Below are 22,340 nucleotides of genomic sequence, written 5' to 3'. Positions count from 1 at the left end.
ATGCGTGCGCTACCTATTTATCGGCTGGCCGGCGAATGACGATCGCCATCCCGTCCACCAGCGACCAGGCCAAGGACTGCGCATGGTCGACCGCGATGGTGAGTTGCAGATGAGGTGTCGGTGTTGATGGCGCGTCGGTGAAGAGCGAGCTGGCCCAATGTTGCACGTGATGCCACCCTGATTTTCCCAGAATGGCGGCGCCGCGAAGGAGGGTTTCGCCGGCTGTCGAGGGAACCACGGCAATGGTCATCGGAGGCGAACATGACACGACATAGTCGGTAGGCATATCGGCGAGTGAAATCGGCTCCTGTTCACCTGCGGCACCCGGATCGATTTTTCGTCGAACGACTGATGGTCGCGCCACCAGCTTGTGTATCCCTTTTAATTCGTTTCCCGATTCACCAGACCAGCGAATGATCGGAATCTGGTGGAGCCCGATGCCACGCCCTTTAATCTGGATGGTGCTCCCAACCAGATCAATCAGTAGATAGGTCTGCGGGCGTGCCGCGAGCTTGAGTTCTTCCTCAAGCACACGGGTTGCTTCTTTCAGTCCTTGTACGTCGTTGAGCTGGAGGTCAGGGAAAGCCTCAAGGTCCTTTCCCCAGCTTGGCGTGGTGAAGACGAAGAGGATCAGAATGGCGCAGAGTTTCATCATCAATATCTGCGCACTGTGGAGGGGTCAAAAGATCATGATGGGTGTCCCCACTCGGGCGAGCTGGTAGACACCTTTAAGATCGCTGTCATTCAGCCGGATGCATCCATGTGTCACATTCTTCCCCAACAATCGGGTATAGAGCGTCCCATGGATGAAGTAGCCTTTTCCAAAACCTAGCGCATAATCGCCTAGCACACCTTGTTCCGCTCGTTCGGCAGCGTTTTGCGGAACCGCGAGCCCTTCTTCGATAAAGGCCCAATCCGGCTTAATCCAGGTGGGATTCGCTAATTTTGTCTTTACAAGAAACTCTCCACGGGGCGTATCGAAAATCCACTGACTCTTGCTTTCGCCAGGCTTGTCGAGAATTGTTCCGCTCCCAGTCGAAGCAATTGCGTTAAGGACCACCTCATCATGACGCTTGACATACAGTCGATTCCTGGCCGTATCCACCAAGATATAGGGCTCGCGTGGCATGAGCTGTGATAACTGTTTGGAAAGCGTCTTGTACCGGGCTTGCAATGTACGAAGGCTGGTGTTGTCCTGAACTGCAGGCTGGTGAACCGCTTGGGAATCCCCAGGCGCTGCAGGATTCATAGACCGGGTACTCACGACCAGGAGAAGGAGCAAGACGACCACTGACGTGGCAAGAAGGAGTCGGCGCATAGTCTACACTCAGATTTGAGTTCTTCGCTGCGCAAGTTCCGATAAGGCCAAGGCCACTGCGTTCTCCCTGGTCAAGGCACCCACGATCGTGACCGGTGTCCCGACAGAAACGCCTTCGAAGAGCATCGCCATATTCGGATTATCGAGCATGATACACCCAAGGGTCCGAGCCAACAGTTCATTGTCGGCTCCATGGATCTCGATTTGGCCACCAATGCCTTTGGCCGGGCTAATCCTTCCCGACTTCTTCGCATAGTTGAATCGCCGCCGATCTTCGGCATTAGGATAATCTAGAGCCAGGGCTCGGTAGAATTGCGTTTGCCCTGGACCACGCTTATCCGTCACTCGATACCGGCCTTCTGGTGTCGCCCCATCCCCCTGGACCTGCTTTTCCAGCATGCCATTGAATCCTAACCGGACGGGGTATGATAGCACCCTCCGCCCGCTCTTGTAGAGTATCAATTCTCGGTCGGCCTTGCTCACCACGATGGCCGTTGATTGGTGGATGCGTGACCACTCGATCGTCTGCCTGGCCATCGTCTGCCAAGAGGCGATTCGATTCTCGTCGGCATATCGTCCCAATTCTTGACTGAGCAATGCCGTCTGGGCCTTGAGCGCATGATCCGCTTTCTCCGCCGCGTGCATGGCTCGTTGGAAGTCTTTTTGCTCGAAGAAGGAGCGCGCTTGTTTGACCAGAAGATCCGTTTGAACGACTCGTTCTCCTAGGAGGATGCGCCCATCGATCGCTTCGACTCTCGAGGTAATCGCATGAAGCTGTTCTTCAAGGCGAGCCACCGTGGCTTGCGCCGTGCGGTGCTGCGAGGCGTGCCGCTCGTGGAGCTGGGAGACGGTACGTTCGCTCGTGATGTACAGCCGGCGGAGTTCATTCTCAAGATCACTCACTTCCCATGGCCATCTGATCAGATCATCATCCAATTGGACGCGCGCTTTCAGAGAGACCCATTGGCGAACAAACTGCCTATACTCCTCAGGCGCAGCTTCCGGAGCCCGCAATGCGATCAAGTCTTGGTCGATGGCCTCAAGAGCAACAAGGAGGTCCGGTGGAACAGCTTGAACACACCCAGCCACGCAGAGGACGCAGAAAATTGCGGCAAGCCTCGTATGTGTCTGGTCACGCGCCATGCCGTGCGTTATCTTTTCCTCGCAGGTCTTCCTTTGCCCACCTTCGCAAGTGCGTTCTGTATTTCGGCTGACACGCTTTGGCTCATGTCATGAATGGCCTTCGCCTGGGTTTGCGCAGCCGGATAATCTTCTTTGTCGATCGATGCCTGAACCTGTTTCAGTAACGACTTGAGCCCGTCTACGTCGTTCCTGATGGCCTCCACTGCGGCGCGATCTTTTCCAACCGGTGCCTTGGCGACCAAATCTTGCGTGGCTTTTACTGCCTCTTCGGCGACTTGTTGGGCTTGTAAAGCAGCTGCCTTCGCCTCTTCCTTCTTTAGGGTCGCGGCCGTCTTGATCCGTTCACTATCCGCTTTGGCCGAGGCAGACAATTGTTGGGCCTTGCCATAGTCTCGAAAGAGTGAGAATTTTTCATCCTGATCGGTGACTTCTTTCCGCAATGTGGTAAGGGTCCCTTCCAGCTTGGCATACTCTTCAGCGCTATAGGTGGCCGCGCCGCTTTCCTGTGCATCTTTGAGAGCCTTTTCTGCTTCCTGGATCTGCTGGGTAGGAGGTTCCGCACATCCAGCAATCATCATGAGAGTCAGGGTTAGAGAGACAAGTGATGCTTTTCTCAACATAACGAAGAATCCTCCTTACAGGTTCTATCCATCGATTTTGTTCAATTCAGCTGTCCTTGCATCCATCCTATGCGTAGCAGTGCCTGATCCGCCGCTGGTACTACCCCTCGAATACTATAAAGATTATTGCATGATAGATACGCCAGCTTAACAGACTACGCCCTTCTGGCATACTGGCACACCTAAAACATGCAGCAAGCTCGGTGCCACCGATAATTGTCGGTATCAGGTAACAATTCTATCTATTTCGAATGTTTATGGTGACTTTGATCATCCCGTGACACCTGACTTTGTGGCACTCTGGTGGCCAAAAGCAAAAGTGCCTCAATCCTATGGACATTTAGGGGTCGCAGCCGGCCACACCGACCGATGGTTGGAGGCAGCCTGAAATTGACAGGCCCACATGCCTCCCCTATAATCCACCGTTCATTTGACCTGACTATTCAAAGCGAGGGAACGGAAAGGGAACTTATGTCTTTTACATCGCGACAACCGTCCAACTTAAAAAAGAAGCGTGAGCACGGGTTTAGAAAACGTATGAGCACCAAGAACGGACGCAAGGTGCTGGCCCGCCGGAGGGCTAAGGGACGAGCTCGGTTGACTGTCTAGGTACATCGTGTCGGATCGGCAGGTGTCCTTCGGGTCGCTCTCCAATTCTCTCGCGTTGCTGTTGAGCGTGCGCTCACCTACCAGCTAGAGCCTTCTCCGGGATCGTGAACGGATAGGATGCGGCGTCGAAATACCTCCTTCATTCAATGACACCGAAACCTCGCATAGACCATGGTATCTTCTTGCGCAGCAGCCGAGATATTCAGACCGTTAAACAACATGGTCGCCGAATTTCAACCGGGCTCTTCAATCTCTTGGCGCACAAGATGGACGATGCGCCGAGTCGGATTGGAATTATCGTGGGACGGCGATTTGGGAATGCCGTCCGGCGCAATCGGGCGAAACGAGTCTTTCGTGAACTGGTAAGGCAATTACATCCGGACTTGGTTCCGGGCCGAGGACTTCTCGTGTTTCCAAAGCGAGATGCACTCCTGCAATCCCATGAGGGGTTGGTCCAAGCGTGGAGAACGTCGCTTGAGCGCCTGCATGTGCTTCGAGCAAAGGCCCATTGATATGCGATCACTGTGTCTGTGGCTGATTCAAGGATACCGCATGGTGATTTCCCCTTTGTACGGTCGCACATGCCGATTTGAACCCAGTTGTTCGCAATACGCCTCAGATGCGATCACGAAATATGGAGCATTACAGGGACTCGGCTTAACCATCCTCCGGCTTCTGAAATGTCACCCCTTCCACCCCGGTGGAGAAGACCCGGTCAAGTAGCGACGAGTATATCTTTATCAAAGAAAGCATAGCCTCCTCATGGAAAAGCGCGTCATCGTGTTCTTGTTTCTCTCTCTTGGGATTATCTTTGGGTATGAGTACATCATCAAAGAGCTTGGCCTACTCCCTGAACCGACTATTTCGGAAGAGGCGGAACCTTCCATAAGCGATACGTCATCTCCTTCGAGTATAGGCCCTGCGTCTCCAACCCCGGGCGCTCCCGCGACCACGACCATTGCACCACAAAAACCATCCGCTGGGGATGTTTCTCCCCAAGATTCACGTCGAGAATCTTCTGCGCCGGAATTCATCGTGGTTGAAACGGAGCTCTACCGGGCTACGTTTACGACCCGTGGGGCCGCACTCACGAGCTGGGAACTCAAACGCTATCGCAGCAGTTCCGATGGAAAGCCCTTCGTACAACTCGTACGACAGCGCGGCAAGTTTGCCGAGCCCTTGACGGTCACAGTGGATGACACCTCTCATTCAAAAGAAATAAGCGAAGGGATCTATAGGGTCGAAAAGGACTTTACGACATTGGACCAGGGCCACCCCACGGGCCATATCACCTTCTCGTACAGTAATCCAGCAACCGGCGTACGATTGGAAAAGCGCCTGACGTTTCACACCGAGAGCTATGTCGTCGATATCGCGTTGAAATCCAGTGGGCTCACAGAAGCAGTGAAACTAGGATTGGGGACGAATTTTGGGGTTGTGGATTGGGGAGAAGGGTTTATCGGTTCTGTCGGAGCCGCCTCGCTTATTGACGACAAAATTGAACACGACATGCCGGAAACCGAGACAGAGCTCAAGGGTCCTGTGAAATGGGTCGCGCTACAAGATAAGTACTTCATTTCTGCACTTATTCCAAAGACGAGCGCGTCCGCTTGGCCTAAGAAGCAAGGAGACAAGCTTATCTCCACGGCGGTACGGTTACCGGTTGATTCCTCCGGAACACCACTCGAACTCCAGCTCTTTGCCGGCCCCAAGGAGTTTGACACCCTCCAGAGTCTGCAAATTCGGCTCGAAGATACCATTGATTTTGGCTGGTTCCTTTTCGGGAGCTGGGACACGGTCAGGGCCGTGGCCAAGCCCATCTTCTCCGTGCTGCGTTATATCAATGACTATACGCATAATTATGGAGTGACGATCATCCTCCTCACCATCTGCATCAAGGTGTTGTTTATCCCCTTACAATATAAAAGTTACACATCGATGAAGAAGATGCAGGGCATCCAGCCGAAAGTGGCAGCTGTCCAAGAAAAGTTCAAGGACGATCGTGACCGCTTGAACAAGGAACTGATCAAGCTGTACCGGGACCACAAAGTCAATCCCGTGGGTGGCTGTCTCCCGATGTTATTGCAAATGCCGGTCTTCGTGTCGCTGTTTAATATTCTGTACATGACGATCGATTTGCGCCAAGCGCCGTTAGGGCTGTGGATCACCGACCTGTCGCTTCAGGATCCCTACTATATTCTGCCGATCATCATGGGAATCAGCATGATGGTGATGCAAAAGATCCAACCGACGACGATGGATCCGACTCAGGCAAAAATGATGTTGATGCTGCCGGTGGCCATGACATTCCTGTTCGTCAATTTTCCTGCCGGCCTCGTGTTGTATTGGCTGACCAATAATGTGCTCACCATTGTGCAACAATTCGTGACGGATCACTTTTTCTTTCGAACTCCCGCCACAGCACTGACGACGGATGACCAAGGTGGCAAGAAATGAGGCTCGGTCGGTTTCGTTCGATGTGACGGATCCTCACGAACGCGTGTGAACATGCCAGCTGTCGGAACGCCCGAGGATACGATTTGTGCAATTGCCACTCCTGTTGGTGAGGGCGGTATTGGTATCGTTCGGATAAGCGGGCCGCATGCGGTTGACATCACAAGCCACGTGGTTCGGCTGCGTTCCAAGAAATCGCTTCATACCCTCGCTTCTCACACGCTGTACCTGGCCGATATTCTCTTTCCACCTGCTCCTTCAATCAGTAGCCATTCAAGCTCCACGGCTAGTCAGTTGACAGAGCAGATCATCGACGAAGGCCTGGTGGTCTATATGAAGGCGCCTCGGTCGTTTACCGCAGAGGACGTGGTGGAGATCCACTGCCACGGCAATGGGCTCGTCCTGCAACGAGTCTGTCAGGCTTGCATCGTTGCCGGAGCCCGGCTGGCACAGGCAGGAGAGTTTACCAAACGAGCCTTCTTGAACGGCCGCCTGGATTTGTCTCAGGCTGAGGCGGTGCTGGACACCATCAGGGCCAAATCAGAGCTGGGCCTCAAATTGGCACAACGCCAGCTCCGCGGCGAACTCACGCAACAGGTCCATCGTTTGCGTACTGAACTCGTCAGACTGTTGGCTCACCTAGAAGCAGGGATCGACTTCGCAGAAGAAGATATTACGTTCGTCCGGCGCGAGGAGATGATCGGCTCTCTCCAGGAGACACTGGATCACGTTCGGAGGATGTTGGAGACTGCCGAGACGGGACGGGTCCTGCGCGAGGGAGTCCGCGTGGTGATCGCCGGGGAGCCCAATGTTGGCAAGTCGAGTTTGCTGAATCGTTTACTCCGGGAGAATCGAGCGATTGTGACTGATATCCCCGGCACGACTCGCGATATTATTGAAGAGTCCATTACCTGGCTCGGTCTGCGAATCACGTTGATCGACACCGCTGGGCTGCGTGATACCACCGACCTTGTTGAACAAGAGGGCATCCGTCGTTCCATCGAAGCTCAAGGCCAGGCGGATATCATCTTATATGTCTTGGACGCTGCTCAACTGACACAGATGGATCTGAGAAATCTCCGTTCCCCCACCCTTCATGCTGAACATGTCCTTGTCATTAATAAAATCGATCTTTGCGACGCAGCATTCGTAGAACGGCTGACCGACGCACTGCGCGCTGATACACCGTGCAAGGTTGTTCCCATTTCTTCCCAAACGGGCGAGGGACTTGACGCCTTGAAGTCCGTGATTCACTCACAATTTGTGAAGCCGTCCTTTGAATCTCGCGATGGTGTCGTTGTCACTCACGTTCGGCATCGGGCGGCGCTCGAACGTGCGGAGGCCTCACTCAATGACGCACTGGCCTCGGTCCAACAAGGCATAGAGCCAGAATGTGTTGCGGTCGATCTCCGTGGTGCCGCTGATGCACTGGGTGAGATTGTTGGAACCATTACGTCTGACGAAGTGTTGGATGAGATTTTTTCCGAGTTTTGTATTGGCAAATAGAGGAACTGATGGCCATCGCATTTGATGTTATCGTAGTGGGAGGCGGTCATGCCGGGTGCGAAGCCGCGCTGGCTGCGGCACGAATGGGTGCGAACACCTTGCTGCTGACGATGGAGCTGAGCCGAATCGCGCAGATGTCGTGCAATCCTGCCATCGGTGGGATCGCTAAGGGACACCTCGTGAAAGAAATCGATGCGATCGGCGGTGAGATGGGGCGAAACACGGATCGTGCCGGGATTCAATTTCGATTCATCAACACAAGCAAAGGACCCGCAGTGCGGGCATTGCGCGCCCAATGCGACAAATCGCTGTATCGTATGGTGATGCAGGAAACAATGGCCTCACAAGAGCATCTGACGCTTGCCGAAGGAGTCGTGGACCGACTGCTCGTGGCTGGGGGTACGGTCACCGGGATTGTCACAGGCTCAGGCGAGAGGATCGATGCCAAGGCAGTCATACTGACATCAGGTACTTTCCTTAAGGGTCTTATTCATATCGGTCTCAACCATTTTCCCGCCGGTCGCGCCGGCGAAGCTTCAGCCGAACACCTTTCGGATTGTATGCGGGATCTTGGGTTTGAGGTTGGCCGGCTCAAGACCGGGACCCCTCCACGATTGGACAAGGCGACGATTGATTTCTCGGTGATGATTCCTCAGCCCGGTGATTCCCCTCCCCCTCCTTTCTCCTATCGGACTCAACACATCACGACCAGACAAGTACTCTGCCATTTGACCTATACCAACCGAGAGACACACGACATTATTCAAAAGAATCTCGATCGCTCACCGCTATATAGCGGTGTCATTGAATCGACCGGCCCTCGGTACTGTCCATCCATCGAGGATAAAATCGTGCGTTTTGCGGAGAAAGAACGTCACCAGATTTTCATTGAACCCGAAGGACTGGACTCGATCGAATTTTATCCGAACGGTATTTCAACCAGCCTGCCGGTTGATGTCCAGGCCGCTATGCTGAAAACAATCCCTGGATTAGAACAGGCCAAAATACTCAAACCTGGCTATGCGATTGAGTACGATTATTTTCCCCCACGCCAACTTTACCGAACGCTCGAGACAAAGCAGGTTGCTGGCCTCTATCATGCCGGACAAATTAATGGGACTTCTGGGTATGAAGAAGCAGCAGCGCAGGGCTTGGTTGCCGGGATCAATGCCGTTCTGAAGCTGAGAGAGAGACCTCCTCTCATCCTGGACCGGTCCCAAGCCTATATTGGCGTACTCATTGATGATCTCATTACAAAAGATGCCTACGAACCATATCGAATGTTTACCTCTCGAGCTGAGTATCGATTGCTTCTCCGCCATAGCAATGCGGACCTTCGACTCATGCCAGTTGGATACGACGTCGGACTGATTCCAGATGACGCGTACGAAAGGTTCTTGCGAAAGCGACGTTTGATTGAAATGGAGATCGAACATCTGAATACAGCCAGGCCATCATTCACCGAAGAAATCCGTTTGCAGACCAAAGGCACGTATCTCGAAAATGCATCGGCTGCTATGACCATGGCACAGCTTCTTCGCCGGCAGGAAGCGAGCTATCAAGAACTTCTAGAAGCTTTTGGGATGCCAGTTATTCCTGAGATCGAAATCGGCGAAGAAGTCGAGCTCCAGATCAAGTACGAAGGTTATGTACGTCGGCAGATCCAGCAAGTTGAGAAATTCAAGAAGCTTGAGCAGAAATTGATTCCTTATACGTTTGATTACAATTCTATTTCAGGGTTTTCCAGTGAGGTTCGAGAGAAGTTCAATAGGGTAAGACCGGAGACGGTTGGGCAGGCATCGAGAATATCCGGAGTAACTCCAGCTGCTATATCCTTACTTCTGGTTGCGATAGAAAAAAGCAGGCGTCAATTCCCTCCTATACAGCACGTACTTTCCTGAAATTCCATCAAACCAACCTTTCCTATTGACCTCGCTCAAGCATCAGCGTAATTGTTCTACGTGGAACAATCGAGTTCGCCTTCATTGCTGCTTCAAGAAAGTTCGGCTGAAATCGGCGTTCTACTCAGTACTGAACAGGTACAGCAATTTATGGTGTACCTTGAGCAGCTTCAGATCTGGAATCAATCCTTCAATCTCACACGCATCACGCTAAATGATGAGATTATTATCAAACACTTTGTGGATTCTTTAGCCGCACTCCAAGCTGAAGATGTCAAGGTCGGAGCCAGATTCCTTGACGTCGGTACAGGGGCTGGATTTCCTGGAATTCCTTTAAAACTCGCTAGATTAGACATGCATATGACTCTCGTTGAGCCGGTCGCCAAGAAGGTCTCCTTCCTTCGGTTCATCATCGGCCTTCTTCAACTTGAAAATATTGACATATTCGCCGGTACTCTAGAGAGATTCATGAACGAACGCATGCCATACGGATCATTTGATTACTTGGCGACTCGTGCCTTGAAGCATGGTTTAATTTTAAAAGATGGTCAAAAACTCCTTCGACAAGAAGGGAAGGCCATTCTGTTTTCATCACAACCAATTCCCCCATCTGATCTTTCTTCAAACTGGTCATTATTGCGTGAACACATATTTCAACTGCAGAATGGATATGGGCAGAGAGTTATTTCCATTGTTATGCCTTCGGTCTAAATGAAACACACACTTGGTGTTCCACGTGGAACAATTCTGTTGTAGGAGCTCCACAAATGGGAAAGGTCGTTGCGGTTGCGAATCAAAAAGGCGGAGTTGGTAAGACTACTACGGCGATAAATCTCTCATCTGCCATTGCCCTAGAAGGAAAATCAGTTCTGCTCATCGATATGGATCCTCAGGGAAATGCCACGAGTGGTCTCGGCATTGACCACGGATCGTTAAAGAACACAACGTACAGTTGTCTAGCTAAAATCAGCACGATTCGAGAATCTTCAATGGCAACATCAGTTCCAGGACTCTCCATTCTTCCGGCCAACTCTGACCTTGCAGGAGCTGAGATTGAGCTTGTCAATCTTGAAAGCCGTGAAAGTCATCTCAAGTCCATCATGAGTGAGATTAGAGAGACCTATGACTTTATTTTTCTAGATTGCCCTCCAGCCCTTGGAATCCTCACCATTAATGCTCTTACTGCTGCGGATTCAGTTCTCATACCGGTTCAATGTGAATATTATGCGATGGAAGGTCTGAGCAGACTCATCCGGAGCATCGATCTTGTTCGTCAATCATTTAACTCACGTCTAGATCTAGAGGGCATCGTCCTGACGATGTTTGACTCGCGTAATAGCTTAGCCAGACAGGTAGCCGAACAAGTGCGCTCTCACTTCATTGACAAGGTGTATCACGCGGTCATCCCACGCAACGTGTCCCTCGCAGAAGCTCCGAGTTACGGCCGACCTGGAATTCTGTACAACGTCGCATCAGCCGGCTCGCAGTCTTACGTACATTTAGCTAAGGAGTTTATTGCTCATGGAGAAAAAAGCCCTCGGTAAAGGCCTTGGTGCCCTCCTCCCATCCTCCACGTTGAGTCCATCTACGGAGCCGACCGATGTTCAGAGGATACGGATCGAGACGATTGTCCCCAATCGCTATCAACCACGGCACACCTTCCCGCCAGACGAACTCGCTGAACTTGCTGCGTCCATCAAGGAGAGCGGAGTGCTTCAGCCGATTATGGTCAGGCGCAAAGGGGACGGCATCTATGAACTAATCTCTGGAGAGCGCCGATGGCGCGCATCGAAAGAAGCTGGCCTAGAGACCATTCCCGTCGTTATTCGCAATTGCAGTGATCAAGAATCACTCTTGCTGGCATTGGTGGAGAATCTCCAACGGGAAGACTTGAATCCTATGGAAACGGCACGAGCCTATTCGCGTATGATGAATGAATTCGGTCTGACACAAGACGCCATTGCCACGAAAGTCGGTCGTGATCGTTCTTCCGTGGCGAACTTTGTTCGGCTAATCCATCTTCATCCTGAGCTCCAGGAGCTCGTCCACGAAGGCACCCTCACAACGGGTCACGCGAAAGCCCTCCTCGGCCTTTCATCCCCCGAAGACCAGTTGAGGATTGGCAAAATGGTGGCGTCTGGAGCTCTGTCTGTCAGGGAAACAGAAAAACTCGTGGAATCCTCCCTTACAGGAAAGAAACGGCAGCACAAGACATCTCACAGCTCCCCATGGGCGGACCTCGAAGCCAGGTTACAGAAACGGTTGGGCACAAAGGTGAGCATTCACCCTCATAATCAAGGAGGGAAGATCGTCATTCATTATTTTTCCCCCGAGGAACTTGATGGTGTTGTGGAGACCCTGCTCAGCTAACGTTCATCGTGCCTTGGTACCCCTGACGCGCCCAAAAAACGCTTCTCATTGCGCTTTTACCCAGATGGCCGCTCAATATCTCGGTGGAACTGACCGATATATCTCTTAACGATAAGGATTCCGCCCTTCAGCCGGATTCCCCTAGCCCAAATCGTGAGAGGAGGCGAGCGTATGTGGAAGGATAAACAAGACAGTAGGCGTTCCGACGAGGTTGATATTGAAGGCAATGGATCGAGCCTTGAACCTATGCGCCAAGAACCAGGCCAAGACGTCAGCGCATTCGTCGGAAAAGGCGTCATGTTTAAGGGGACAATCACCTATAACGGAACCGTCCGGATTGATGGGACTCTTGAGGGGGAAATCCATACCGATGGCATCCTCTTAGTTGGAGAAGAAGCCGTTATCACCGCAAAAGTAACGGCCGGCACGATCGTCTGTAAGGGGAAAATTACAGGAGATATTTATGCCAGAGATAAGATGAAGCTGCGAGCACCCGCGATTATCAACGGCGGAGTCACCACACCCATGCTGTCCATGGAAGATGGGGTCCTCTTCAATGGCACCCTGGAGATGGAAGAAGCCACCTCCACATCCCAACGTGACACCACACATCTCCATGCGGTCACGACATCCAATGAACCAGCTATCCGGAGGGTTTCCACCTAGAGCATGTGATACACTAGACGACACACAGAGGGGAGGCTCCTTCTCACTGAATAAGCCCCCCTCTCTCCTGTCCAATCCCACTGAAGGACGGCACCTCCTCGGATTTGTCACAAGGAGCAAGAACAACTGATGTGGGCTCTAGGCGACAAAAGTACTCAGGAAACCAGCGACAGCGACAATTTCACCTTCCTCGGAAAGGGCGTCGATTTCAAGGGTATCCTCAACTTTGATGGAACCATTCGAATCGACGGTCGTGTTGAAGGCGAAGTCCACACCACCGGGACTCTTATTATTGGAGAGCAGGCGGTGATCAAAGGCATTCTTTCCGCCGGCACCCTCATGACCAGCGGCAAGGTCAACGGTACAGTCACAGCCACGGCTAAAATTCAAATCCTTAAACCTGGGGTGCTCATCGGCGACATTCGCACACCGGGCATTTCGATCGAAGATGGCGCACACTTCCATGGCATGTGTGATATGGGAGCTCATAAATGGGTCGATGACGGTCAACCGTCATCCAAGAACGTGCACGATTTCCCGTCCCATCGTGGCAAGACTCGCGTGGTAGACCTCTAGCCCTTTACCCACTCCTCCCGGTACAATACTCCTCCAATGACTCGTCCAACCGTCCTTCTCGGTATGAGCGGTGGAGTTGATAGCTCCGTCGCAGCTGCATTGCTCGTTCACCAAGGCTACGAGGTGCACGGCGTCACCCTCCAAGTATGGGAACACGAGGACGAAACCGCCGCAACGTCCAAAAAATGGCAAGAACGAAGCTGTTGCAAGGTCGGTATCGCCAAGCACGTCGCCAAACAGCTCAACATCTCTCACGAAGTGATCGATACCCGTGACACCTTTCAGAAAGGAGTGATTGACGATTTTCTTCACGGCTATACGACTGGCACCACACCCAATCCCTGTGTTCGCTGTAACGAGAGAGTAAAGCTTCGGGGCCTCATCGATCTCGCCGCTGCACGCAAGGTCGATTACGTCGCAACAGGCCATTACGCTCGTCTCCAAAACCATCAGGGCATTCCGGTCCTGGCGCGAGCCGCCGATGATCGCAAGGATCAAACCTACTTTCTCTACCGCCTTAACCCTCACTGGCTGCCCAAACTCCTCTTCCCCTTGGGCAATCTGAGAAAACCTGACGTGTGGAGAGAAGCGGAGGCCTTGGGGCTCCCAGCCGACGAGCTGAAGGAAAGTCAGGAGATCTGTTTTGTCACCCAAGGAGACTACCGTACGTTTATCGAAAAGGAGCTTCCCGAGGCCAAACGACCAGGTCTCTTTATCAATGAGACGGGGCAGCCCCTGGGCCAACACGACGGAATTGCGTTCTACACCCCTGGTCAACGACGAGGCCTTGGTATTGCCACAGGACAACGGCTCTACGTGCAAGAGGTACGGCCAGCGACCAATACCGTCGTGCTCGGCCCAGAAGAATCCCTACGCAGACACGAGTGCACGGTGAGCGACCTCAACCTCTTTGCGTCCCATTTATTGGAGAGATCCGCTGAAGTTCAGGTCAAAGTCCGCTACGCGACACCCCCGACACCCGCGATTCTGTCTCCATTGAACTCCTCAAGCCTCCGCATTCAGTTCCAGGTGCCTCAACGGGCACTCAGTCCTGGTCAATCCGCCGTCTTCTATGAAGGTGACCATGTCCTTGGAGGTGGAATAATTCAACCGTTCTAACCCCACACGATCACTCACTTCATCTTGACTGTCCTGCAATTTTCCTATAGCCTTCGCAGCGAAGGGTGCAGAGTAAAAGTCTCTCTATTCCAGGAACATAGCGAGTTAGGATCCATACTCATCACTTTCTTTTGAGGTTCTGGATGTTCGGTTCATTTGGATGGATGGAATTAATGCTGATTTTGATCATTGTCTTGATCATTTTCGGCGCAGGTAAACTTCCCCAATTGGGAGAAGGCCTCGGAAAAGCCATCAAAGGTTTCAAAAAGTCTGTGCACGAAGCTGATGCAATTGACGTCACACCGGCCGAACAGTCTCAACAGGGCCAGTCGCAGGCAGCAGCGTCAAATCAGGTCGGTGCCCAATCAGAAGCCTCACCATCGCCTACGCCCCAATCGACACACCCAAGCCAGGTAAAACAAGGGTAAGCGGCCTGAGTGGCTGGACGACTGAACAGCAAGAGATCAATGGCATTACCTTTTCTCGTACCGTGATTCATGTTTGGATTAGGAGCCAGCGAGATCTTAATTATTCTGGTGATCGCCTTTCTCCTATTTGGTCCCAAACAACTTCCTGAAGTCGGTCGCCAAGTCGGCAAAGCCATTAAGGGCTTTAAAGATACAGCTGAGGACCTTCGTAAGTCCGTAGAACCAGAGCTGAACATGATTCAGCAAGAAGTCAAAATGGTCGAACAAGACCTTCAATCTTCCATAAAAGAAGCCGAAGAAGAGATTACAGCTGCAGGGACACCTCCGGAGGAGGCCCCCACACCCATGAGCAAGTTGGGTCAGATATAAAATAACCACACATCATCAATGCGTGATTTCACGAAGAGGACACGGACTAGAGAGCTTCTCCTCTATTTCCCCCCTCCTGCTGAAGGACCTGCGCAAATCAACTCAATTCTTTTCCAGAGTATAGTATGAATACCCCCAAAACGACTCGTGAACCACGACAGGGACAATGGCAGACAGTTCTCCTCACGGCGACGATAGCAGGGGTTGGGCTTATTGCTCTTTGTAGTCCAGCCCAAAGCGCCTTTGAATTACCACCAGGCGAAAAGATCACCAATCCAATCGTGATCGGCCGCGGGATCCCACAAAAAGAAGCCTACGAACCATTTGATCCAAAAACTGGAAGGAACTTTGACCTTCGCAACCTCTGGATGCGCGCCGATCTTCGGGTCCGACCTGAATACCGCAACAACGTCTGTTTTGGTGGCGGAATCGGAGCGGCTGGACAATGTAATGCGCCCGGCATTGCACCAAACAACCTCCTCGGTAAAGCCAATGATCAATTCGTCCAACAGATGACCCGACTGGGTATCGGCTACGACCTGTCCCCTGATGTCAATTTCTACCTTGAACTGATTGATTCTCGTACCTGGGGTGGAAACGGCACACCGGTCGGCGCCGGAGGCGCGGGGGTCAATGGAGACCCCATTATCCATACATGCGGGTCTACGCCAAGCCCGGGAGGAAGACCCGTCTGCTCACTCGGCGTACGAGCCGGTTATATGCTGATCCGTAATTTTGCCGGCATCCAAAATTTGGGAGTGAAGGCAGGCCGGCAGTATCTCGTCTTCGGGGACCAAAGCTTGTTCGGCCACTTCGATTGGGCCAACACAGGCTTCTCGTTTGACGGGGTCATGGTGCAGTATAGCCACAGCATCATGGATACCCATGCTGGCTGGTTTCGGACAGCAGAAACGGACCTGGTACAAGGAGCAGCCCTCGGGAGCGGAAACCCAAACATCGGGGGGACAGGTCAAGCAAGAAATGCGGCCGGAGATGCGGACCTCTTTATCTTGTACAACCAGATCAAGACAGTCCCTGGGTTTTTGATAGAACCATTCTACGCCTATTACAAGAGCAACCTCGGCGGAGGAGACATTTCTTCCCAGGGGCTGGGCACCCCGAAGCACGGCAATCAAACTCGCCATACCGTCGGAACACGTGTGGCCATGAAAAAGGGCTATTTCGATGCGTCCAGCGAAGTGGTCTATCAGTTCGGTCAGATGGGGGACACCGCTGCGAGCGCTAGCGCCCTCTGTGGTGACCCTGGAGGAGAGGGAAAGTGTCTCCACATCAATGCATGGGCCACGAGAAACTGGATCGGATATACCGCCTTCAACCTACCAGGCAAACCTCGAATCGCCTTTAATTTCGACTATGCCTCAGGAGACGGCCGAGCGAATTGTACCCTCAACGCGGCCTATGGGGATTGTAAGACCGCCAACACGTTTGAGAACTTCTTCCCGACGAATCACATTCACATGGGATACATGGATGTCATCGCGTGGAAGAATATGATGAGTTTCTCAGGGAACTTCCAAGCACGCCCAACCACGAACGACCATATCGAACTCTGGTACTCGAACATCCACCTTGCGAACGCTCGTGATAATTGGTACCGGGCAAGCCAAGGAGTGTACGTGTTCTCACAACCCGACAACACGGAAACTCATATCGGTGACGAAGTCGATGTCGTCTGGACACACTTCTTCATGGCCGGCATGGTGGCCTTTCAAGGCGGCTATGGCCATCTGTTCCCTGGTCCCTATATTTCGCGGAATTTGGGGGGCCGGGCCGTTGGGCAAGATTGGGCCTATGCACAGCTCTGGATCAACTTCTAGGCGGCCGCTAGCCGCAGTGACCGACTCCACCAAGAATCTCCATCGAACCCTCTAAATCCCCGTCTATCACCCGCTATTGCAAATGGCCCGCTTTCGCAAACCACTCTTGCAGCTCGCCGTAGGTCTGCGTCACGGGAAACTGAGGGAACTCCTTTGGTAGATGCTCGGGAGGACAAAAGAAAAATCCGGCGTCGGCTTCCCTGAGCATGGTGGTGTCGTTGTACGAGTCACCTGCGGCCATCGTATAAAAGTTCAGCGATTTCAACGCATCCACAGCATGCTTCTTTGGATCCTGCATTCTCATGTGGTAATTCATAATGCGGCCACTCCCATCGATCTCCAGCTGATGGCAAAAGAGAGTTGGGAAGCCGAGCTGTCGCATGAGTGGCTGGGCGAACTGATAGAAGGTGTCCGACAGAATAATGACTTGGCAACGCTCCCGTAGCCATGCGAGGAACTCAGTCGCCCCGTCTAACGGCCCCATCTTTTCAATCACATCTTGAATGTCACTGATCTTCAACGCGTGCCGATCGAGAATGTGCAACCGCTGTCTCATGAGCTTGTCGTAATCGGGCATCTCGCGAGTCGTAATCTTTAAATCGTCAATGCCGGTCTTCCGTGCGACATTAATCCAGATCTCCGGCACGAGCACGCCTTCCAAGTCTAGACACACCACGACAGACTTCTGCATATAACCTCTCCTCTTCATTCACGCTGCATAACGCTGATCTTGGCACTTATTCAACAGAATCTTGGCCGCTTCTAGGCGTCGATTGGCTTAAGAAACGCCACGTCTTGTCCAGTGCGCGATCGAGTAACTCGACGCCCTTCCACGTGTGGTGATTCTCTTGCTCATAACCCTTCGCCCAATCGAGAGCTACCGGGAGTGGGATCAACCTTGTCGGAGCCTTCCTCAGCTCTTGCCAGAGCAGCCCCAATACCGTGCTGACCAGTATAGGCGCTGAAATTGGGTCCACGCGATTATTGATCAGGTCATCACAGCGCTCGGGAGGCGAGCTCACCAGCAGCTCCCGGCATGCCGCGGGACGTGCCTCATAGATCGTACATGCCTCTTCTTCAAGGAAGGGGCAAGGCAGTCGCAGAGCATAGTACTCGCGATTCATCACTTCCAGTGCCTCGTCGTTCGGCTGTTCCTGAGCACTACAGAGTTCTGAGAGTCGTTGCCAGAGACCCTGTGACAGCAGCCGAGATTTCGCTTCCACGAACCGTGCTGCAATACGCCCCTGTTGCTCAGTCGAACACGAGCGGACCCACTCATCTAACGCAAATGCTTCCGGAGCCGACAGGGGGACCAACATTCGACAGCAAGCCGCACATCCCTTGTGGCACGAAGGCGGTCGACCCGCCTCAACGGAACGCGCCACTTCGAGTGCTTGGGCTTCTTCCCCCAAACGCCGTATCAACGGAACAATGGCAGTAACCGGCACAAATCCAGTCGGCACCTCCACAGCCGTGGAAATCTGACCGGCAGAGGTGTTGAGCGCGATCTCGAAGCGCTCGGTTGTGGGAGGGGTCATCATCTCGACGGGCCCAGAATGGCTAATTGGATGTTTTTTTGAGAGCAGAGAGAAACTAATATGCCGGCGCACGATGAATCAAGAGCCGTCTTTCTAACAAGAGGGCACAGATCCTCATGTCGTCTTTGACCTCTCGACGGCGCACCCATCACGCTGTTCATCTTTCCACTCCAAGCTCAGGCAGGTCCTACTGGCTCCTTTACCCTAGCCCAAATGGACTCCCACGTAAGGCCATCTTCGGGCCTTGCGTGTTGTAAGAAAAGGCGTAGAGTTTATCGTGCGCGGGTACACCGACCCTGCCGAACGTGAGATAGCCAACGAGATGTCGTCGCTCATAGCGGGTCAGCGAGGTGTACCCCCGCTCAATCACTGCCGGTCACTTTTGGCCCCACACCCAATGATCCACATCAATAACCACCTGGCATTATCCTATCAATAAGCTTGGTCGATCTTGCTCCTTCCTTCAGGAAGCTCGATAATAGCGCATGGGACAGCCTATCGCGTTTTCTGGACATGTCATTGGTCTACTCAAAGAGTACATGCGGGACCTTGTCGATCAGGCAATGCAAGAGCAACAATCCCAAGAACAGTTTGGCTTTACTCCCCTTCCGTATCGTCCCGATCAGGCCATTTCCGACCTCCTCGCCCTGCTGGACGATCGAATTGAATCGGAAGGCATCCAAGTAGGCTTACCCGAATGCTTTCTCCATGACCTGTGGACTGTTTGTAACGAAGCCATTGAATCGATCTCTACTCGCATCTGGCTAGAAGGTAACCTCGATGGCCGAAGCATGACCACAGCTCAAATAAGGGAGCTGACCTATCAGGCCCTGATCAAGTTTATCGACTCCCGTTCGCGAGAAAGGAGCTGATGAATGCTTCATAAAAGGAGAGGAATGAATGGGACCACAAGGGTATTGGTTGATGAAGTCAGAGCCCACCACATTCTCGATCGATGACTTGATACGCGCTCCCAACCACGCAACCTATTGGGATGGCGTACGCAACTATCAAGCTCGTAATTTTATGCGCAGCATGGCAGTCGGCGATCACGTGTTGTTCTACCACAGCAACACTGATCCACCGGCGGTCGTCGGCATCGCAGAGGTCGTCAAAACCGCGTATCCTGATTCAACGCAATTCGACAAGAAGGACAAGCACTACGACCCTGCGAGCAAACCGTCCGAGCCCAGATGGGACATGGTCGATATCAAGTACGTTCGGAAATTTTCCCGCGCGTTGACCTTGGACGAATTACGAAAAGAGAACAAGCTGAACGGTATGGTGTTGTTGAAGAAGGGATCTCGCCTCTCAGTTCAGCCGGTCACTCCCCTAGAATGGAGGCATATCATGAAGTTGGCGGAAGACTGATGTGCTCCAGCCCCTACGTGCTGGCCTTGCCATCGTCTATATATCGATGCTGCCAATCCAACCAGGCGTGGCCCAGCTCGTGGGCAAGAATGTATCGGCGGCGGGTCACGGGAAGTCGTTTCCTCACATAGATCGTCTTCGAGTCATCATCCCAAATTCCGTCTGCGTTTGCATCGCGCTTGTCCATTTCGGCGTCCGATAACTGCCGAACGGTAATCCGGTAGCCGAACGGAAGGACAACCTGATTCGGTATTCGCAACATCTTCTTTCGCTCTCGAAGCATCGTACCCATTGTACACTCACCCTTCCTTCTAGCGTGAAATAGCCTACCATAATAGACCAGGCTGAGTGCTTCCATTTTATCTTCACGTTTTATCAATAACTTACGATTCTCTTCGAGCTATCAACGCTGAAACAACTTTTACCATTTCGTCATCATAACCGTTTCCCTCCTCCACCAAATTTGTGTATGATCCCCTCATGGAACCTGCATGTGATGAGGAGCTCCTCCACACCTATCCAACCTCAATCCGCCTGGTCGGAGTGAAGATCAGGAACCGTGGAGAGGTCAAGAAGCTAGGCGCCGTCAGCGTACCATTGCGCAACGGAGATCCTGTTTTACTCGAAGTGGATGGAGAAGCCACGTACGGGATTGTCTACACTGAACCGTACTCAACTCCCTTTCTTCCTCCTATGCGTGCGATGAAATCCATTTTGCGAAAGCCAGATGCTGAAGAAACGGCGTTGATCCGTCGGCTTGAGCAGCTCTCGCAGGAGGCCGCCTCCTATTGCCGAACAAAAGCCGCCGAACTCAATATCTCTCTCAAACTCGTCGAAGTCTACGGAGCCATGCACCGTCGGCAGCTGACCTTTGTCTACACAGCAGAGGACCGAATCGATTTCCGAGAACTGGTCCGAGACCTGGCCCGTCGTTTCGGCGGGCGTATCGAAATGCGCCAAGTCGGGGTACGCGAGGAGGCCAGACGGCTCGGTGGCATCGATACCTGTGGCTTGGTCCTTTGTTGTGCCAGCTTTCTGACCGATATGAAGCCGATCTCGGCCAAGCAGGCGAAAAAGCTCAACCTGGCGATTGACGACCCTCGGTTGCTGGGGGTGTGTGGAAGGCTTAAATGCTGTTTGATGTTTGAAATGATGGACGCCGAGGGCAAGATCGCCCCTCAGGCTCACCAGCTTATTACCCCGACCAGGCCCGACAGTCCTTCCTCACCAACGCTCCCTTCATAGTTCATACGCACGCGCATGCACGTGCCTTGGTGTGACAGTGTCCTAACTAATATCCGAATCCTTTTTCAGTCGACTGCCTCTCATAACTATCTAAAATGGGGAATTCATTCTCTGCCTGGATAGGCTAGGCAAAGACTTCTCAAACCTAGGAGGCGTGTGTGATGAAAAAAGGACTGTTAGCCATACTTGCGATGGCTGCCGTAGGATGCAGTGGAGTGGCCACCCAAAAAGCTGTCGGCGGAGAACCAACCGGTCCGGCCATGGGATACGACATCCATGTTCAAGCGCCACATATGATGGCGGATGGAACCCCGGGTGGCCCATTCCATCATTACTGTAAGGGGATTTCCGATAAGATCCTTCAATGTCTACTCTTCGAATCCACTGATCCAAAAGCTCCATTGGTTGCCATCGAATATTTCATCGCCAAGGACCTCACGCGCAAGCTCCCAGCCATTCAGTGGCACCGGCATTTCCACGATCATAAGGTCGAGGTCGCAACCGGGCGAGTTCAAGTCCTGGATATGCCTGCTGACCAAGCGGCCAAAGTCGTAGAAATAGCAGCAGGGACAGACGGCATTGTTTACCAGCTGTGGCAGCACGGACAAGAATTTCCCGATGGGACGGTGAGTTTCCCGCAATCCCTCGGACATAAGTTTCCAGGCTATTCAGAAAAGTAGCTCTACCGAAGGAGGGTCGGCCTAGCTCCAAAATGGACGGGCCGGCCCCCATGGCTTGGCCAACAATCATCCAGTACTACACAGGGAGAAAAACATCCCAATGGGTCACGTTCTCTTGATCACCGTATTGCTCGCAGCAGCCTGGGCAACCGGCAGCTCAGCCTTGGGCGCCGATGACGCCATACTCAAGCCGCGAGTTCCAGTCGACCAAATTAACCAGGCTAAGACCTGGAAGAATCCCCTGGCACCGACTCAAGAGACCATTGAGAAAGGGAAGCAGCTTTTTGAGGGGAAAGCATTCTGTGTGACCTGCCACGGAAGAGACGGCAAGGGATTGGGAAGCGATATTGAGCCCGGCACACTCAAAGGTCCCTTGCCGCGCAATTTCACCGACCAAGAGTGGCAAGCAGCCAGAACAGATGGCGAACTCCTCTGGATCTTGAAGAACGGCAGCAAAGGCACGGCGATGGCGCCCTTTATTCCACTCATTCTGACGGAAGAAGAAGCCTGGCACGTCTTGCTCTACGTGCGATCGTTCGAAAAGAATCGAGACACGCCACAAACCAATGGACAGCCGTAACAGATAGAC

27 protein-coding genes are annotated in these 22,340 nt (G+C 52.7%); 20 read left to right on the top strand and 7 right to left on the bottom strand.

Translation table 11 applies throughout. The annotated features are described in order from the left end of the window. Positions 1 to 13: 13 nt before the first annotated feature. Genes E8D52_07045 through E8D52_07030 form a run of 4 tightly spaced genes read right to left on the bottom strand, consistent with a single transcriptional unit; the run spans position 14 to position 3,081 of the window. Positions 14 to 655, bottom strand: a complete 642-nt coding sequence (locus tag E8D52_07045) for a hypothetical protein (protein ID TKB68740.1) — start codon at positions 653 to 655, stop codon at positions 14 to 16. 24 nt (positions 656 to 679) lie between these two features. After that, positions 680 to 1,318 (bottom strand): L,D-transpeptidase, encoded by a 639-nt coding sequence (locus tag E8D52_07040; protein ID TKB68739.1) that lies wholly within the window; start codon positions 1,316 to 1,318, stop codon positions 680 to 682. 9 nt (positions 1,319 to 1,327) lie between these two features. Then, positions 1,328 to 2,461: a L,D-transpeptidase gene (locus E8D52_07035; protein ID TKB68738.1), complete on the bottom strand. Its 1,134-nt coding sequence runs from the start codon at positions 2,459 to 2,461 to the stop codon at positions 1,328 to 1,330. 8 nt (positions 2,462 to 2,469) lie between these two features. Next, positions 2,470 to 3,081 (bottom strand): hypothetical protein, encoded by a 612-nt coding sequence (locus E8D52_07030; protein ID TKB68737.1) that lies wholly within the window; start codon positions 3,079 to 3,081, stop codon positions 2,470 to 2,472. A 471-nt stretch (positions 3,082 to 3,552) separates the two neighbouring features. Between E8D52_07030 and E8D52_07025 the strand changes: the two genes are divergently transcribed. The 15 genes from E8D52_07025 (at position 3,553) to E8D52_06955 (ending at position 16,917) form a co-directional block, all read left to right on the top strand. Further along, positions 3,553 to 3,690 (top strand): 50S ribosomal protein L34, encoded by a 138-nt coding sequence (locus E8D52_07025; protein TKB68736.1) that lies wholly within the window; start codon positions 3,553 to 3,555, stop codon positions 3,688 to 3,690. A 146-nt stretch (positions 3,691 to 3,836) separates the two neighbouring features. After that, on the top strand, positions 3,837 to 4,202 hold the full coding sequence (gene rnpA / locus E8D52_07020; protein ID TKB68735.1) for a ribonuclease P protein component: 366 nt from the start codon (positions 3,837 to 3,839) through the stop codon (positions 4,200 to 4,202). Next, positions 4,177 to 4,413 (top strand): membrane protein insertion efficiency factor YidD, encoded by a 237-nt coding sequence (gene yidD, locus E8D52_07015; protein TKB69433.1) that lies wholly within the window; start codon positions 4,177 to 4,179, stop codon positions 4,411 to 4,413. The genes rnpA and yidD overlap by 26 nt, the downstream gene beginning before the upstream one ends. A gap of 39 nt (positions 4,414 to 4,452) precedes the next feature. Beyond that, positions 4,453 to 6,147, top strand: a complete 1,695-nt coding sequence (locus E8D52_07010) for a membrane protein insertase YidC (protein TKB68734.1) — start codon at positions 4,453 to 4,455, stop codon at positions 6,145 to 6,147. Between the two features lie 45 nt (positions 6,148 to 6,192). Then, entirely contained in the window at positions 6,193 to 7,650 is a 1,458-nt protein-coding gene (gene mnmE, locus E8D52_07005; GenBank protein TKB68733.1) for a tRNA uridine-5-carboxymethylaminomethyl(34) synthesis GTPase MnmE, read from the top strand. 8 nt (positions 7,651 to 7,658) lie between these two features. After that, positions 7,659 to 9,551, top strand: a complete 1,893-nt coding sequence (gene mnmG / locus E8D52_07000; GenBank protein TKB68732.1) for a tRNA uridine-5-carboxymethylaminomethyl(34) synthesis enzyme MnmG — start codon at positions 7,659 to 7,661, stop codon at positions 9,549 to 9,551. Positions 9,552 to 9,611: 60 nt separating this feature from the next. Next, positions 9,612 to 10,262 (top strand): 16S rRNA (guanine(527)-N(7))-methyltransferase RsmG, encoded by a 651-nt coding sequence (gene rsmG / locus E8D52_06995; GenBank protein ID TKB68731.1) that lies wholly within the window; start codon positions 9,612 to 9,614, stop codon positions 10,260 to 10,262. Positions 10,263 to 10,318: 56 nt separating this feature from the next. After that, complete coding sequence (locus E8D52_06990; GenBank protein ID TKB68730.1) at positions 10,319 to 11,095, top strand: ParA family protein; 777 nt, start codon at positions 10,319 to 10,321, stop codon at positions 11,093 to 11,095. After that, entirely contained in the window at positions 11,073 to 11,921 is an 849-nt protein-coding gene (locus E8D52_06985) for a ParB/RepB/Spo0J family partition protein (GenBank protein ID TKB68729.1), read from the top strand. The genes E8D52_06990 and E8D52_06985 overlap by 23 nt, the downstream gene beginning before the upstream one ends. A gap of 171 nt (positions 11,922 to 12,092) precedes the next feature. Next, complete coding sequence (locus E8D52_06980; GenBank protein TKB68728.1) at positions 12,093 to 12,587, top strand: polymer-forming cytoskeletal protein; 495 nt, start codon at positions 12,093 to 12,095, stop codon at positions 12,585 to 12,587. A gap of 129 nt (positions 12,588 to 12,716) precedes the next feature. Next, entirely contained in the window at positions 12,717 to 13,163 is a 447-nt protein-coding gene (locus tag E8D52_06975) for a polymer-forming cytoskeletal protein (GenBank protein ID TKB68727.1), read from the top strand. A gap of 36 nt (positions 13,164 to 13,199) precedes the next feature. Beyond that, positions 13,200 to 14,282: a tRNA 2-thiouridine(34) synthase MnmA gene (gene mnmA, locus E8D52_06970; GenBank protein ID TKB68726.1), complete on the top strand. Its 1,083-nt coding sequence runs from the start codon at positions 13,200 to 13,202 to the stop codon at positions 14,280 to 14,282. A 143-nt stretch (positions 14,283 to 14,425) separates the two neighbouring features. Then, a complete protein-coding gene (tatA, locus tag E8D52_06965) occupies positions 14,426 to 14,710 on the top strand; it encodes a twin-arginine translocase TatA/TatE family subunit (GenBank protein TKB68725.1) in 285 nt (94 codons plus the stop codon). Positions 14,711 to 14,779: 69 nt separating this feature from the next. Further along, positions 14,780 to 15,079 carry a twin-arginine translocase TatA/TatE family subunit gene (locus E8D52_06960; GenBank protein TKB68724.1) on the top strand — a complete coding sequence of 100 codons (300 nt, stop codon included), beginning with the start codon at positions 14,780 to 14,782 and terminating at the stop codon, positions 15,077 to 15,079. A 125-nt stretch (positions 15,080 to 15,204) separates the two neighbouring features. Continuing rightward, on the top strand, positions 15,205 to 16,917 hold the full coding sequence (locus E8D52_06955; protein ID TKB68723.1) for a hypothetical protein: 1,713 nt from the start codon (positions 15,205 to 15,207) through the stop codon (positions 16,915 to 16,917). A gap of 73 nt (positions 16,918 to 16,990) precedes the next feature. Here E8D52_06955 and thrH read toward each other — a convergent pair whose 3' ends face one another. Further along, the gene (thrH, locus tag E8D52_06950) at positions 16,991 to 17,608 is read right to left on the bottom strand and encodes a bifunctional phosphoserine phosphatase/homoserine phosphotransferase ThrH (protein ID TKB68722.1); all 618 of its coding nucleotides are present in this window, start codon (positions 17,606 to 17,608) and stop codon (positions 16,991 to 16,993) included. A gap of 46 nt (positions 17,609 to 17,654) precedes the next feature. Continuing rightward, positions 17,655 to 18,455, bottom strand: a complete 801-nt coding sequence (locus E8D52_06945; protein ID TKB69432.1) for a YkgJ family cysteine cluster protein — start codon at positions 18,453 to 18,455, stop codon at positions 17,655 to 17,657. A 497-nt stretch (positions 18,456 to 18,952) separates the two neighbouring features. Here E8D52_06945 and E8D52_06940 point away from each other — a divergent pair, with 497 nt between their 5' ends. Together E8D52_06940 and E8D52_06935 are read left to right on the top strand one after the other, a co-directional pair. Then, a complete protein-coding gene (locus tag E8D52_06940; protein TKB69431.1) occupies positions 18,953 to 19,327 on the top strand; it encodes a hypothetical protein in 375 nt (124 codons plus the stop codon). A gap of 28 nt (positions 19,328 to 19,355) precedes the next feature. Continuing rightward, the gene (locus tag E8D52_06935; protein TKB68721.1) at positions 19,356 to 19,826 is read left to right on the top strand and encodes an EVE domain-containing protein; all 471 of its coding nucleotides are present in this window, start codon (positions 19,356 to 19,358) and stop codon (positions 19,824 to 19,826) included. A gap of 13 nt (positions 19,827 to 19,839) precedes the next feature. Here the strand turns inward: E8D52_06935 and E8D52_06930 are convergent, their stop codons facing one another. Then, a complete protein-coding gene (locus tag E8D52_06930) occupies positions 19,840 to 20,184 on the bottom strand; it encodes an ImmA/IrrE family metallo-endopeptidase (GenBank protein ID TKB68720.1) in 345 nt (114 codons plus the stop codon). 122 nt (positions 20,185 to 20,306) lie between these two features. Here E8D52_06930 and E8D52_06925 point away from each other — a divergent pair, with 122 nt between their 5' ends. The 3 genes from E8D52_06925 (at position 20,307) to E8D52_06915 (ending at position 22,331) form a co-directional block, all read left to right on the top strand. Then, positions 20,307 to 21,071, top strand: coding sequence for a hypothetical protein (locus tag E8D52_06925; GenBank protein TKB68719.1), 765 nt, complete (start codon positions 20,307 to 20,309; stop codon positions 21,069 to 21,071). Positions 21,072 to 21,262: 191 nt separating this feature from the next. After that, a complete protein-coding gene (locus E8D52_06920) occupies positions 21,263 to 21,751 on the top strand; it encodes a DUF1264 domain-containing protein (GenBank protein ID TKB69430.1) in 489 nt (162 codons plus the stop codon). A gap of 100 nt (positions 21,752 to 21,851) precedes the next feature. Beyond that, positions 21,852 to 22,331 carry a cytochrome c gene (locus tag E8D52_06915; GenBank protein ID TKB68718.1) on the top strand — a complete coding sequence of 160 codons (480 nt, stop codon included), beginning with the start codon at positions 21,852 to 21,854 and terminating at the stop codon, positions 22,329 to 22,331. Positions 22,332 to 22,340: the final 9 nt, after the last annotated feature.

Source organism: Nitrospira sp. (genome assembly GCA_005116745.1).
GTDB lineage: Bacteria > Nitrospirota > Nitrospiria > Nitrospirales > Nitrospiraceae > Nitrospira_D.
Note: the sequence above shows the minus strand (reverse complement) of the source record. Positions and strands in the feature narration are given on the sequence as shown.